The sequence below is a fragment of the Halomonas bluephagenesis genome (assembly GCF_054790765.1).
Window position 1 is genome coordinate 4,096,224 of sequence record NZ_CP133631.1, and the last position, 14,307, is coordinate 4,110,530.

The following is a 14,307-nucleotide window of genomic DNA, read 5'->3' on the forward strand; positions in this document are numbered from 1 at the left end:
CCATGCCATTTGAAACACGCCGTTTGGCCGAATTGGCCGACCACGATGCTTTTATCAAACGCCACAATGGGCCTAGCCCCGCTGATGTCGACACCATGTTAAAAGCGCTCAACATGCAGCGCATGGAAGAACTTATTGAGCAAACCGTGCCAAGCGATATCCGCCTTGGCCGCGAGTTAGCCCTGGACGACCCACGCAGCGAAGCAGAAGCGCTAGACTACCTAAGCCAGCTGGCGCGCCAAAATCGAGTGGCTAAAAGCTACATCGGCCAAGGTTACTACGGCACCCACATGCCGGCGGTAATACAGCGTAATGTGCTGGAAAACCCGGGCTGGTACACCGCTTATACGCCTTATCAACCTGAAATCTCTCAAGGCCGCTTAGAGGGCTTGCTTAACTTTCAGCAGGTCATTATGGATTTAACCGGCATGGAGCTTGCCAATGCTTCACTGCTGGACGAAGCGACCGCCGCTGCGGAAGCGATGGCGCTATGCAAGCGCAGTAACAAGAAAAGTAAGTCAACGGCTTTCTTTGTTGCTGATGATCTATTTCCGCAAACGTTAGACGTTATTAAAACTCGCGCGGAGTTTTTTGGCTTTCAGCTAATCACTGGCCCCGCAGAAACGCTGGCAGAGCACGATGTGTTTGGTGCCCTGGTGCAATACCCTTCCGCCAGTGGCAACATCACTGACATCTCCTCTCTACTAAGCGCTGCCAAAGAGCGCGGCATCATGACTTGCGTCGCCACGGATCTATTGAGCCTAGTGCTACTGAAAGAGCCAGGGGCAATGGGCGCAGACATCGTCGTCGGAAACTCCCAGCGTTTTGGCGTCCCCATGGGCTTTGGTGGCCCACACGCGGCCTTCTTTGCCACATCCGACAAACTGAAACGCTCAATTCCTGGCCGCATTATTGGTGTATCCAAAGATAGCCGCGGTAACACTGCATTGCGCATGGCTATGCAAACCCGCGAGCAGCATATCCGCCGCGAGAAAGCGACCTCCAATATTTGTACTGCTCAGGCACTACTAGCCAATATTGCTGGCTTCTACGCCACCTACCATGGTGCAGAAGGTCTTCGCAAAATTGCAGGCCGCGTGCATCGCCTCACTACTTTGTTAGCGGAAGGCCTTAAGCAAGGTGGGGTCACGTTAGCGAACGACAGCTGGTTTGATACACTCCGCCTGACCCAAGTAGATGCGGGTAAAATTCATGGCCGCGCCATGACGCATGATATCAACCTTCATTACTTCGCCAATGGCGATGTGGGCATTAGCCTGGATGAAACGACAACGGCTCACGACGTCGCGACGCTGTTTGATGTGCTGTTAGGCGATGAGCACGGCTTGTCCGTCGCAACGCTTGATGGACAGGTCATTAGTGACGAACTCAGCGGCATTCCGCCGATGTATCGGCGTGAAAGCAGCTTTTTGGAACACCCCACGTTTACCCGTTATCGCAGCGAAACAGAGATGCTGCGTTACTTGAAACGCCTAGAGAACAAGGACCTTTCCTTGGCTCATGCCATGATCCCGTTGGGTTCGTGCACCATGAAGCTAAACGCTACTAGTGAAATGATTCCGATCTCCTGGCCTGCGTTTGCGCACCTCCACCCATTCGCCCCTCGCGATCAAGTGGCCGGCTATCATCAAATGATTGATGAGCTAGCCGCCTTCTTAGTGGAAGTGACGGGTTACGATCATATTTCCATGCAGCCCAACTCCGGTGCCCAAGGTGAATACGCGGGCCTGCTTGCCATTCGTCGTTATCAGGCAGCACAAGGGGAAGCACATCGCGACGTGTGCTTGATCCCTAGCTCTGCCCACGGTACTAACCCAGCATCTGCAGCCATGCTTAGCATGGACGTCGTGGTTGTTGAGTGTGACGCCAACGGCAACATTGACTTGGATGACCTAACGCGCAAAGCCGAGCAGCACAGTGATCGCCTCTCCGCAGTAATGATCACCTATCCCTCTACCCACGGTGTATTTGAATCCCATGTTCGCAAGGTTTGCGAGGTAGTACATCAGCATGGCGGCCAAGTGTATGTGGATGGAGCCAACATGAATGCTCAAGTGGGTTTGACGCGGCCCGGCGACTTCGGTGGTGATGTCTCGCACCTCAATCTGCACAAAACATTTTGTATACCCCACGGTGGTGGCGGCCCGGGGATGGGGCCCATTGGTGTTAAAGCCCACCTTGCCCCCTTCGTTTCCAATCACGTGGTTACGCCTATTAATGGTGTCAACCCAGAAAACGGTGCTGTCTCCGCCGCTGCATTTGGTAGCGCGTCAATTCTGCCCATCTCTTGGGCTTACATTAAGATGATGGGGGCACGTGGGCTTCGAGAAGCCACCGAACTAGCTATTCTTAATGCTAACTATATCGCCAAGCGATTAGAGAGTGCTTATCCTATTCTGTACCGTGGCAAAAACGGCAATGTTGCCCACGAATGCATCATTGATATTCGCCCGCTCAAGAGTGCTTCCGGTATCAGTGAAGAAGATATTGCTAAGCGCCTGATGGACTACGGCTTTCATGCGCCGACTATGTCGTTCCCTGTGCCAGGCACATTAATGATCGAGCCCACAGAATCTGAGTCGCTCTACGAAATTGACCGATTCTGCGATGCCATGATCGCGATTCGAGATGAAATTGCACGCGTTGAAGAGGGTGAATGGCCGCTGGATAACAACCCGTTGGTAAATGCTCCTCATACACAAGCGGACTTGATGGATAACGAGTGGCAACGTCCTTATGACCGCAAGCTGGGCGCCTTCCCAACAGAAGCTGTTGCTGCGTCGAAGTATTGGCCTGCGGTTAACCGTGTTGATAACGTATTCGGTGATCGGCAGCTCATCTGCTCTTGCCCTAGCATTGATGAATATCGCCGCTAATACTCAACACATACGCTCTTAAGCAGACAAGGTATCCTTGTCTCTTAAACGCCCTTGGCGCTCGTTATTCGGGCACCAGGGGCGTTTTTTCTTGCAAGCGTTGGTGATGAAAACCATCCAAAAGCTTTTCATACCGCTTCGGTAAGACCGAATCTCGTCGGCGCAACAGGTAAAGCACTTCATTAATCCCTTGGGGTAATGCTAGCGCTTTTACCTGGCGTTGCCAGGGGGACGTTTCTAACACCAGGCGTGAGACAACGGTAAAACCTAAGCCTCGAGCGACCGCATCCAGCACCATGCTTACTTCGTTAGTAAACCCCTGATGACGAAAATGGGTCATCGAACGAAATTCGTCTGGATAATTGGCGCGCAGCAGTGCATTGGCGTGATTGATACCGTCGTAGTAATTAAGAAAACCAATACCCATCAGGTCGGATAGCGTGCTACCAGCAAAATCAGCAGGCACTACCAAACACAGTGGCTCTTTGTGCCATACCGTGCAGGTAAGTTCGGTATGGTTGACCTGCTCAGTCACAATGCCAATATCATAGCGACCTTCAAGCAGGTCGTTAACGATTTCGTGATTAAAAGCGAAACTGTAATTTACAGTTAGATTAGGATGCATCTGCTGTTGGCCAAGAATGAAAGGATAAAACATCAGCCCAACACTTCCAGGGGATGCAATCCGGCACTCGCCGCTATCCAGTGAATCGTCATCTAAACCATGGCGAAACTGTTCATGTTCGGCAAACAGCTTCAACGCATAATCATAAGCCCTTCGCCCAGACTCCGTTAGCGTAAAACTTCTGCCTTTTCTTTCAATCAACGGCTTATCTAAATAGCTTTCCAACTTGCGAATATGCTGGCTGACGCCCGGCTGCGTCATCTCCAAACGGCGCGCGGTACGTGTGAAACTCCCCGTTTCCACTAACGTTATAAACGTCCGAAAATACTGGGCATTAAACATAATAAAACGCCATCTTGACTAGCCACCGTGTGCTCTCAACGAAGGCACAGGGTAGCACAATCCGACTATTAAACGGACGCTAAGGGACGGCACTGCTCTTATTGCTTGAATTCAATTAGTAAACGCCGTGATAGTATGTAGATTCGTTAACAATATGATTAGGGACAGCCAGACTAATGACGCAACTCCCAATGCCGCGCGCAACCATTTCCAGCATTATCTCCCCGGAAGGGAGCCTCGAAGTGCTTTCTCAGCATGAGGTCAACCGCCTAAAAAGCACCTCTAAAAGCGGCTTGCATGACTTGCTACGCCGCTGTGCACTCGCGGTGCTTAACTGCGGCAGCCCAACGGATGATAGTTTGGCCATCATGGAAGCCTATAAAGACTTTGATATTGAAGTCTTACAGCAAGACCGAGGCATCCGTCTTAAGTTAACCAATGCCCCCGCTGAAGCCTTTGTTGACGGACGTATGATTCGCGGCATACGTGAACACTTGTCGTCGGTCCTTCGTGATATTGTTTATGTTTACAACGAAATCCAGCACCACAAACGGTTTGACCTAACCACCGGTGAAGGCACAACTAACGCGGTGTTTCATATCCTGCGCAAAGCAGGCACGCTGAAGCCTGGACGTGATCCAAGCTTGGTGGTGTGCTGGGGTGGCCACTCAATTTCCAGGGAAGAGTACGAATACACCAAGGATGTTGGTTATCACCTTGGCCTGCGAGATCTAGACATCTGCACGGGCTGTGGCCCCGGCGCCATGAAAGGCCCCATGAAAGGGGCTAACGTCGCTCACGCAAAACAGCGCCGTAAAGATGGCCGCTATTTGGGCATCTCTGAGCCAGGTATCATTGCCGCCGAAGCGCCCAACCCTATCGTTAACGAACTGGTTGTGATGCCAGATATCGAAAAGCGCTTGGAAGCATTCGTGCGCTTAGGGCACGGTATTATTGTTTTCCCGGGTGGTGTGGGTACTGCAGAAGAAATTCTTTACCTACTGGGAATTCTGCTTCACCCAAGCAATCACGATATCCCCTTCCCACTTGTGTTTACCGGCCCTGCCAATTCCGCTGAGTATTTCCAGAAAATTGATGAGTTCTTGGTTTATACACTGGGCGAGGATATCCGCCGCTACTACACTATTATTACCGGCAACCCCGTGGCCGTCGCACGCAAAATGCGTGAAGAAATTGACGAGATCGCGGACTTCCGTCGCAAACATCAGGACGCTTTCTACTACAACTGGCGTCTTACCATTGCGCGTGACTTTCAGGCGCCCTTCGAGCCCACTCACGAAGCTATGCGCGGTCTAGCGCTTCACCGTCAGCAGCCTACCCATGAACTAGCGGCCAACTTGCGTCGCGCCTTTTCTGGCATTGTGGCTGGCAACGTTAAAGAGCCGGGTATTCGAGCGATTGAAGCCCATGGCCCTTTTGAGTTAACCGCTGAACCAGAACTCATGCAGCGCCTAGACGAGCTATTAACCTCATTTGTCGCCCAAGGACGCATGAAGCTTGATGGGCAGGCTTATACACCCTGCTATGTTCTTAGGTAGCTAGGTTCAGATAACTAATCTCGTCAGCACATCACTTATCAGGCACAGCCAAGCCGCTGTGCCTGATGCGTCAGGAAGCTCACCGTGATTATTGCTTTTTTAACGTTGGTTGCCGCAGGCATCGTCAAAGGTGCTATTGGTTCTGGCGTGCCGGTCATAGTCGTACCTGTTCTCACCATGCTCTACGACGTGAAGCTAGCCATTGCCGTATTAATTGCCCCCAATTTATTCAGCAATGTTTTACAGGTTTGGCAATACCGGCATCATTTGTTGCCACTACGTTTTCTCGCTGCCTTCTCTCTTTCAGGTGGGTTAGGCATTGTGCTTGGCACATGGGGATTAGTCGTGCTTTCACCCACTCTTTTATCGCTCGGAGTGGCAGCATCAATAGTGCTCTATTTGGTCATCAAATTGGCAAAGCGAACGCTCGCCCTTCCTTTCGCTACTGCAGAACGCATCGTGCTACCTGTCGGTTTGCTAGCCGGCGTACTGCAAGGCGCTGCGGGCATGTCAGCCCCCGCGTCTGTAACGTTTCTAAACGCAATGCAACTAGAGCGCCGAGTGTTTATCGGCTCTATCTCCGTGTTTTTTGTCGCGATTACCTGCGTTCAAATACCCGCACTGCTGAGTGCCGAAATATTAACGTTGGAGCGCACATTTTACAGCTTTATAGCACTATTCATCATTCTTGCAGGCATGCCCATCGGCGCTCAGCTTGGTAAACGCTTGCCACATCGCTGGTTTGATAATCTCATCATGCTATTGCTGGCAGGAATTGCAGTCAAAATTATTTTGGATGCTACGCTTTAAGCCATTACTGCCTCACCGCTGGGCAGAAATGATATCAAGCCGCTACACTCATGGAGCAGTCGTGACTCCTTGCCTAGGCGTTAATGGCAAGGTGGAAACTACCACCAAGGAAAGGATAAACATTATGGAAATGATTGATCAGCTTCGGGATGGAAAAACCAAAGCGTTCGCCAAACATTGCTTTGAACGCTACTCCCCTGAAGAGCTGAATGCCGCCTCCGAAGGGGCGCCAGATCAGGATGAAATGGCACACTGGGAAGTTACCGCCGGCCAATGGGAAGAAGCCATTGCAGCCGCGCTTGCGGATCACCACTCCCAAGGTTAAATAGACTGCTCAGCTAAAATGAGTACGGTTGCGCCACCTTTGGCTTGTTATTCAATTCCCCTAGGTGGCGCTGATCTTTCACAAATAGGTATTGGCTTATTTCTGCTTGGCCTTGAGCATGCGCCACCCCATTTTCTCCGCCTCAATTAATAGGTAAATCATCCCGCTACTTAAAATGATGGCTAGCCAATGCACAGCGCTTAAGCCTTCGCTACCAAAGATAAGCTGCATAAAGGGCAGATAAGTAAACGCCATTTGGAGCAGCATCACCATCATGATAGCAATCCATACCGGCCGGCTGCCAAAAACACCGGCAAACGACAGCGTACTGTTGATTAAAAAGCGGCTATTGATTAAATAAGCGGCACTGCCAGTGACCAGCATATTGACCGCCCCTGCACGCGCTAATGCTTCGTTGCCGCCTTGGTTGAGTATCCAAGAAAACATTCCGAAGACGCCAACAAGCAGCAGTACAGAAACAAAAATCACCCGCCACAATAAAAACAGATCAAGCAGCGGTGCTTTAGGGTCTCTTGGCTGGCGAGCCATCAAGTCTTTTTCGCCCGTTTCAAACGCTAGTGCTAACCCTAAAGTAATCGCCACCACCATGTTTACCCAAAGGGCCTGAAGCGGCGTTACCGGCAGCACCGAGCCAGATAGCACCGCCAGCATGATGGCCAAGCCCTGAGCGCCGTTAGTGGGTAGAATAAAGGTAATCGTTTTACGGATGTTATCGTAGACTTTGCGGCCTTCTTCAATAGCACTGACGATTGTTGCGAAGTTATCATCTGCCAACACCATTTCAGAAGCATCTTTCGCTGCCTCAGTCCCCTGCACGCCCATCGCAACGCCGACATCAGCACGCTTTAAGGCGGGACCATCATTGACCCCATCCCCGGTCATGGAACAAACGCCGCCCCGCGCCTGCATCGCCTTAACTAAACGCAGTTTGTGCTCGGGTGATGCTCGAGCAAAGACATCAATATCTAAAATGATGTCTTCTAACGCTGCATCGGACATCGCTTCAATTTCTCGCCCAGTAAGCGCTTTCTGGGTTTGCGCAAACCCCAGCTGTTTGGCAATAGCCAGCGCTGTTGAAGCATGATCACCGGTAATCATAACGGGACGAATACCCGCTTGTTGGCAACGCTTAACCGCCTCAATCGCCTCTTCTCTTGGCGGGTCTAGCAAGCCAATAATTCCCAATAAGCGCAACCCGCCATCAATATGGTGATGATCAAGCTCATCAATAGCCGAAGCTGGTTTATCCGCAATGGCCAGCACGCGTAAACCCTGCGAGGAAAGTTCGTGAATACGGTTTTCCCACTCATTACGATCAATGTCGATAGCGCCTTGCTTGGTAGCAACGCTATCGCACATTTCTATCAAGCGATCAGGCGCTCCCTTTACAAAGACACGCTGACCGTCAGCTTCTGCATGCAGCGTGGCCATATACTTAAAATCTGACTCGAAAGGAATCGCATCAAGCCGCGGAAACTGTTGGCGCACCTCCGACGTACTAAGCCCTGCTTTTTCCCCGGCAACCACCAACGCGCCCTCTGTTGGGTCACCGTAAATCTGATACTGCCCCGCCTGCTGATGTAGCTCTGTGTCGTTACACAATACGCCCGCACGCAAGAAATCGCTTAACGGAAGAGTGCTAGACACATCGACACGTTCCGACTCTGGTTCACCGCTGGCGTGCAGTCGATAAAAAGCACCTTTGGGCGCAAACCCAATGCCATCGATGATAAATTGCTCGTCACCCAGCCAAATCGCTTGAGCTGTCATTTCATTGCGCGTCAGCGTGCCCGTTTTATCGGAAAAAATAGTCGAGATAGAGCCCAACGTTTCTACTGCAGGAAGCCGGCGAATAATCGCGTTGCGCTTCGCCATGCTTTGCACGCCAAGCGCGAGCCCTATGGTGACAATGGCGGGTAGCCCTTCGGGAATAGCGGCTACCGCCAGCCCAACAGCAGCCATGAACATATCCGCAGCGGGCTGATCGTGAAGTAACGTACCTAACAACGCGGTAATGGCTGCCGCAGCTAAGATAAAAACTGCGAGCACCCTGCCCGCTCGATCAAGCTGCTGAAGCAGCGGCGTTTTAATTTTTTCCACACCACGCAGAAGTTCTGAAATTTTACCGATTTCAGTGTGACGCCCCGTTTCAACTACCAAACCACGGGCATTGCCTTGCACCACGATCGTGCTGGCGAACGCCATACTGCTGCGCTCAGCAAGATCCGTATCTGCATTAACAGGGCCAGCCTGCTTCTCCACAGGAACCGACTCTCCTGTTAAAGCCGCCTCTTCAGTGCGAAAACGTCGCGCTTCAATCAATCGCACGTCCGCTGGTATCCGGTCACCGCTCTCTACTAGCACGATATCCCCAGGCACTAACGCTTCGGCAGGAATTGTGGTGCGCTTACCGTCTCGTAAGACGTTGGCCTGGGGAGACAGCATGTTACGGATGCTATCAAGTGCCTGTTCAGCTTTTCCTTCCTGGATAAAACCAATCAGCGCAATCACGGCCACCACTCCCACAATGGCCGCAGAGTCTATTACATGCCCAAGCAGGAAACTGGCAACAGCAGCAACCAGCAGAATAAGAATTAAAATATTATTGAGCTGATCTAGTAAACGTCGATACCAAGGTCGCCCCTGGGCCTGCTGAAGACGATTCGGACCATAGCGCTCTATACGCGCTTGAGCCTCAGTGGTAGATAGGCCGTCGGCAGTAACACCCTGCCACTCAAGCACTTGATCTATCGAGGCACTATGCCACTCTCGCGATGACTTGGCAGGTGTTTGAGGGTTTTCCATCCATAAGCTCCCTTGTTAAATATATTGTCAGCTTACAGCAGGTTGCTGCGCTGCAGTACTACTGTTATCCATAAAGTAACAAGGAAATGATGCAACGCAAAAAACGCCACGCCACCCAGGCTAAGTAGCGTCGCTCAGCATTTAATTAGCTATTTTGATCCGTTAATTTTTGGAATAGGTCGTAAGAATCAAACTAAAGAGCTAAACCTTCTCGTAGTTAGTAAAAATATGATCAGCGTCAAAGAAGCAGCTACTAATGACAACCTTTATTCCGGGCGCGACTATGCTATTCCTAACAGGGTTCGACTCCTAACTGCACATAAGGAACCAATACAATGACAACGTTAATGTTTCCCAACCTGACAGCGAATACAACCAACAAGGATACGATACTGGTTCTTTGGCATCAGCCTTGGGTGGAAGCCACACATTCGGCCGCAAAGCTGCAACGCGTCTGGCTAGAAACTGTTAACGAAGCACTTCGGTATGAGCTTGATTTCATTTCAACCGTGGCCCCCATCTACAGCAAGCTAACCTGCTGCATGCTCGGTTTTGAAGGACCTCAAACCCCAGCATCAATGGCAGCTTGCTACCACAGCATCGCAGGAGACATGACAGAGGCCACTTTTAACCGCATGCGCAAGGTATCGGAACTCAGCGAGGACTTACGCGAGCGAATTTGGTGCGAGCTCTGATTCTGTGGCTTTTTGCGCAGGTGTCTGACCACTGATGGCGCTTATGTTCTAGGCTTCGCCAATTTACTTGCTGATGGCCTCAGCATGACATCTCACTTAGGGGTTATTAGGAGGCTAGAACTTTAAGACCAGAACTTTAAGATCTTACCTATGAGGCCAAAGCTACGTGGCTACAGATAAGACGCTTTCTGCTTACCACTCCAGAAAACGGTCACCGCCAAATAGCTAAGCTCACGTCACCGGCTTTGCCAGATAATCATAGTGTTTCCGAAAGCTTTACAACCTCAACCGCATGCCTACGCGCTTGGCAATATAGCTCCAGCCAAGACGGCTCCAATACATCCATATGCTTTAACATCACACACCGCTCAATCTTGCGTGCCAATTTAAGCTGCTTGCCAAGAATGCCTGTTTCATTCACAACTGCGTCAGCAATCGCTTTACTGACGTTAACTGACTCGATAAATGTCGATGGATCAATCTTAAGCAGTAAGTCGACGCCCGACATCAGCCCCACCAAATAGGCATCAGCTCCTCGGCTGCCTCGAACTTGATGCGCTTTTGTCAGTAGCTCGCACAAATGAGCACGAGTAAGAATTAACTCAGCATGTTCTCGCGTACTGTCTTTCAACACACCGAAAATCAGCATCCAGCGACGAAGATAGTCTAACCCAAGACGAGAAATTACATCATGCACGCTTTCGACCGGCAAATGGCCACGATAGAGCGGGCTATTGGCAATTTTAAGTAGCTTAAAGGCGAGGTTGGGATCTGCAGACACCATCTCAGCAAGTTCACTAATACCTACATTTTGATTGGATAGCGCACTCAAAATTCGTGTGAACTGTAGCGAAGACGGGGGTAACACTTTGCCATAAATAATAGACGGTTTAGCAAAATAATAACCTTGGAATAGCTCAAAACCCGCATCGTAGTAGATTTCATACTCTTCTTTGGTTTCAACGCGCTCGGCAAGCCATGCAACCGGATAATGAGAAAGGGCATCTTTTTTTCTTAAAACTTCCTGCGGATTAGCGCCTAAAGTATCAACTTTAATGTAGGAAGCGTAATCTAAAAGAGAGTGCCAACTGGGCTTAAATTCAAAATCATCCAGCGCAAAGCGAAACCCTTGCTGATACCAATGACGCACACTTTCGACAAGCGCTTGCGTCGGCTCTATGCGCTCAACGAGTTCGATGACTACGTTTTCAGGCGGCACAGGCAAAAATGCTCGCGACATAAGAAAATCTGCCGACACATTAATAAACACCAGTGTTTGAAAATGACTAATCTGCTCTGTGATACCGGTGCCGAGGTTATAAAGCAGCTCAGTGGTCGCCTGTTTTTCACCAACATCAAAAACGCTACGATTATCGTCGCTTCGATATAGTAGCTCAGCAGCAACCATTTTTTGGTGACGATCAAAAATAGGTTGGGTTGCCATAAGCGTCGCAAGCGACGTTTGTTCAGCCATAACATCTCCATTACATTCGACTAGCAATCCCTATACGCAAGTCTACTTAAATAGCGGTAATGTACCTTAATTAGTTTTATTTAGCATGCCATATTGATTAACTAATGAGCACTAGCTGAACAACCTCGATCATTTAGAATAAAAAACCTTACAACCCCCCCACACCGCTCAGCAGAGGGTGCAGCACAGGTCATCTCAAAACGGGCAAACTCTAGACGACGGACTTACCAAGTCAACGCAGAGAGCAGATCATAGGCTAGCTTTCACCGATTAAGCTGATGGCGACTTATGCTAATGAGTACTAGTGTGGAAGGAAGATTTAAAACCAAAAAAACGGCCACCGCTGTAATAGCTAAGTGACCGTTTTGTCTGTTTGGTCGGAGTGACAGGATTCGAACCTGCGACCTTTGCAACCCCATTTTCACGCGACTATCTCAGTAAGCTATTGATTAAAAATAGATAACATAGCATTTTAGCGCCAGCCAATACGGCTAATACGCTCTATAAATATCAACAGGTTACACGGTAGTTTTCAGTCGCCTTGGCTGTGAATGCAAGGCTAACCATAAGACTCATATGGGACTGGGTCGCTCTTCGGGTTAATCGCAAACGGCATGATGTTAATGAGTCCGCTATAGTCGCCAGCATCAGGTGGGAATGACGAGGCTGAAATGGAAAGCTTATAGGTAGTATCAGGTAGCTGCCCCACTAAACTGTTAATCGCACTTGCGCGCCACTTACCCGAGTATCCATAAAGCCCGCCGCCAGGGGGCAGAATGATGTCAATAAACGGATAGCTTTCCACGAATTGGCTAGCGGAAAAATGCGCGTCAGGAATGCAGGCTGGAAAAAACTCGATAACAGCTGGGTAGTACCGATAAGTGCTGATAGCAGCGACCATATAAATGGTATCGCTCTTGAAAGTCACCGGCAGGTCAAGCTGCTCATCTAGATAAATTGTGCTCGTTTCTTTCTGTAGGCTATAAACCAACGCGATCGGCACCCTGTTCGCATCACACTCATAAAACGCAAGTGTCATCATTGCTGAAGGGCTGAACGAGTAAAGACGCATCTTGAAGGCAATTATTTCTTTTGAGCTGACAAAGTAATACGCCAGCGTGCCGGGTTCCCCGTTTTCAACCCAGGTGATACTGTCGTCTAGATCTGGCCAGTTCTCACCAACCCCTGCGTCGAAGTCAGGATTATCGAATCCATTGTCAGTGGTGCGGAATTGATAGGAGTAGCCGTTCCAGTTCGAAAAGTGCTGCAGGTCGAAACTAATGCCGCATGATCTTGGCTCTGATTCAAACCCTACCACGGTGGGTCCATCAACATTGCCAGCAAAGGCGGCTAGCACACGATCGCCTTCTTCAAAGGCTACGCCGTTGCAGTCCATGTAGAGAATGGGTACGCTTTCGTACTGACTGCGTTCATTTACCGGCAGCTGCTGCTGGCTGCTGGTGGCGAAATCAAGGACGATGGTGCAAGCGTCACCGTCTAGCGCAGTAATGGTGGCCACGCGATACGTAGGCCGCCACTTTTGCCAGCCGGGCATCATAGCTAGATTGTAAAATACTCCAGCAGGTGTGCCGGATAAAGCAGGCTGAATAACGCCATCCGTTTCTGCTGACCACAAATTTCCTTTTAGCGGGCTATCCTCGCCGCCATCAAACCCAGGCTTGATAATGACGTTGCCAATTTCCCCAGGCACCTCAGCCGTGGCCACCTCGCCTTCTAGCTCTTCGGTATAGTCAGCACACCACGCCTGAATTTGCCGTAATGGCGGCAAGCGATTGACGCGGGCAATTAACGCCTCATCGGAGGCCTTTAGCGCTTCTTTTGCGCGGCGCTCTGCTCTAAGTGCGTCACGCTTACCCGCTGCACGAAGTAGCGCTTCTGAAAACTCACTCAGATTTACGCCTGACTCCCCATCGCTGGCAATCTCTTGCTGATACTGGGTGATGGCTTGGTTTTGCAAATCAGCCGCGGCATCTACTGCAAGCTGAGCCTGATAGATCTGGTTAGTAAGATCTATGATCTCTATTTCCAGTCTTAGCGCTCGCGCCCCTGCTTGCTGCTTTGCAATTTCTGCACGCTCCCGCGACTCAATGATTTCAATTGTGTAGCGGCCTTCGCCCAGGTCTTCCAGTATGCGAGCTTTACCCACCTTCGGTTACCTCCATAGCTGCACTGTTTGCGTTTACGAAATACTGGATCTGATCAACAACAAACTCTGAGCCATCTTGATCAATCGCGGTATCGCCAGGCCTTAGCAGCAAATCGACGCTACAGCGGACACGTCGAACGCCTTGGTTTATCGATCGAGTGCTAACGCCTATTAGGGAGCGCGTGATTGATGCGCCCTGCTCGACATCACCGTACCCAGACAGCGACAATGTGTTTCGCGTTGGGCCTTGATCGCTTCTGATAATCTCCAGCGGAACCTGTGCAATAACCTCTAAACCATCAAACTCGTCGTTGCTTGGGTAGTAATACCCCAATTGCACGCGCATCATGGAGCCATACTGCAGCGCTGATAACGACTCATCCCCATTTGGCACAATAACCTGCAGAAAGGATTTCCCTTGCCGCCGCATCGTCGCCTGAAATGATGACATCGGCACCCGATGAATCCCGATGTCGAGCAGATAGACCTCTGTTCGCTCTATCGGGTTAAATAGACTAGATAGAAGTGGCTGCGGGCTGTTGAGTGTCAGGACGTTTATCTGTTGAGCGTTTAGCACCTTAAACCTC

At 50.3% G+C, this 14,307-nt stretch carries 10 protein-coding genes; 5 read left to right on the plus strand and 5 right to left on the minus strand.

Annotated elements, in window-relative coordinates; all coding sequences use genetic code 11:
- The first annotated feature begins 2 nt into the window (after positions 1–2).
- Positions 3–2,897 (plus strand): aminomethyl-transferring glycine dehydrogenase, encoded by a 2,895-nt coding sequence (gene gcvP, locus REH51_RS18730; protein ID WP_009724486.1) that lies wholly within the window; start codon positions 3–5, stop codon positions 2,895–2,897.
- Positions 2,898–2,961: 64 nt separating this feature from the next.
- On the opposite strand, the gene REH51_RS18735 is transcribed toward gcvP, so the two are convergent.
- Positions 2,962–3,864 (minus strand): LysR family transcriptional regulator, encoded by a 903-nt coding sequence (locus REH51_RS18735; protein WP_009724487.1) that lies wholly within the window; start codon positions 3,862–3,864, stop codon positions 2,962–2,964.
- A gap of 176 nt (positions 3,865–4,040) precedes the next feature.
- Between REH51_RS18735 and ppnN the strand changes: the two genes are divergently transcribed.
- The 3 genes from ppnN to REH51_RS18750 all read left to right on the plus strand — a co-directional run bounded on the left by ppnN (position 4,041) and on the right by REH51_RS18750 (position 6,558).
- Positions 4,041–5,423 carry a nucleotide 5'-monophosphate nucleosidase PpnN gene (gene ppnN / locus REH51_RS18740; RefSeq protein WP_039869649.1) on the plus strand — a complete coding sequence of 461 codons (1,383 nt, stop codon included), beginning with the start codon at positions 4,041–4,043 and terminating at the stop codon, positions 5,421–5,423.
- 84 nt (positions 5,424–5,507) lie between these two features.
- The gene (locus tag REH51_RS18745) at positions 5,508–6,233 is read left to right on the plus strand and encodes a sulfite exporter TauE/SafE family protein (RefSeq protein ID WP_009724489.1); all 726 of its coding nucleotides are present in this window, start codon (positions 5,508–5,510) and stop codon (positions 6,231–6,233) included.
- Positions 6,234–6,357: 124 nt separating this feature from the next.
- Positions 6,358–6,558: a hypothetical protein gene (locus REH51_RS18750; protein ID WP_009724490.1), complete on the plus strand. Its 201-nt coding sequence runs from the start codon at positions 6,358–6,360 to the stop codon at positions 6,556–6,558.
- Positions 6,559–6,654: 96 nt separating this feature from the next.
- On the opposite strand, the gene REH51_RS18755 is transcribed toward REH51_RS18750, so the two are convergent.
- Positions 6,655–9,384, minus strand: a complete 2,730-nt coding sequence (locus tag REH51_RS18755; protein ID WP_009724491.1) for an HAD-IC family P-type ATPase — start codon at positions 9,382–9,384, stop codon at positions 6,655–6,657.
- Between the two features lie 335 nt (positions 9,385–9,719).
- Here REH51_RS18755 and REH51_RS18760 point away from each other — a divergent pair, with 335 nt between their 5' ends.
- On the plus strand, positions 9,720–10,079 hold the full coding sequence (locus REH51_RS18760; RefSeq protein ID WP_009724492.1) for a hypothetical protein: 360 nt from the start codon (positions 9,720–9,722) through the stop codon (positions 10,077–10,079).
- A gap of 256 nt (positions 10,080–10,335) precedes the next feature.
- Here REH51_RS18760 and REH51_RS18765 read toward each other — a convergent pair whose 3' ends face one another.
- The 3 genes from REH51_RS18765 to REH51_RS18775 all read right to left on the minus strand — a co-directional run bounded on the left by REH51_RS18765 (position 10,336) and on the right by REH51_RS18775 (position 14,297).
- Positions 10,336–11,553 (minus strand): EAL and HDOD domain-containing protein, encoded by a 1,218-nt coding sequence (locus REH51_RS18765; protein WP_009724493.1) that lies wholly within the window; start codon positions 11,551–11,553, stop codon positions 10,336–10,338.
- A gap of 559 nt (positions 11,554–12,112) precedes the next feature.
- Positions 12,113–13,720 carry a hypothetical protein gene (locus tag REH51_RS18770; protein WP_009724494.1) on the minus strand — a complete coding sequence of 536 codons (1,608 nt, stop codon included), beginning with the start codon at positions 13,718–13,720 and terminating at the stop codon, positions 12,113–12,115.
- A complete protein-coding gene (locus REH51_RS18775; RefSeq protein ID WP_009724495.1) occupies positions 13,713–14,297 on the minus strand; it encodes a hypothetical protein in 585 nt (194 codons plus the stop codon). The genes REH51_RS18770 and REH51_RS18775 overlap by 8 nt, the downstream gene beginning before the upstream one ends.
- Positions 14,298–14,307 lie beyond the last annotated feature (10 nt).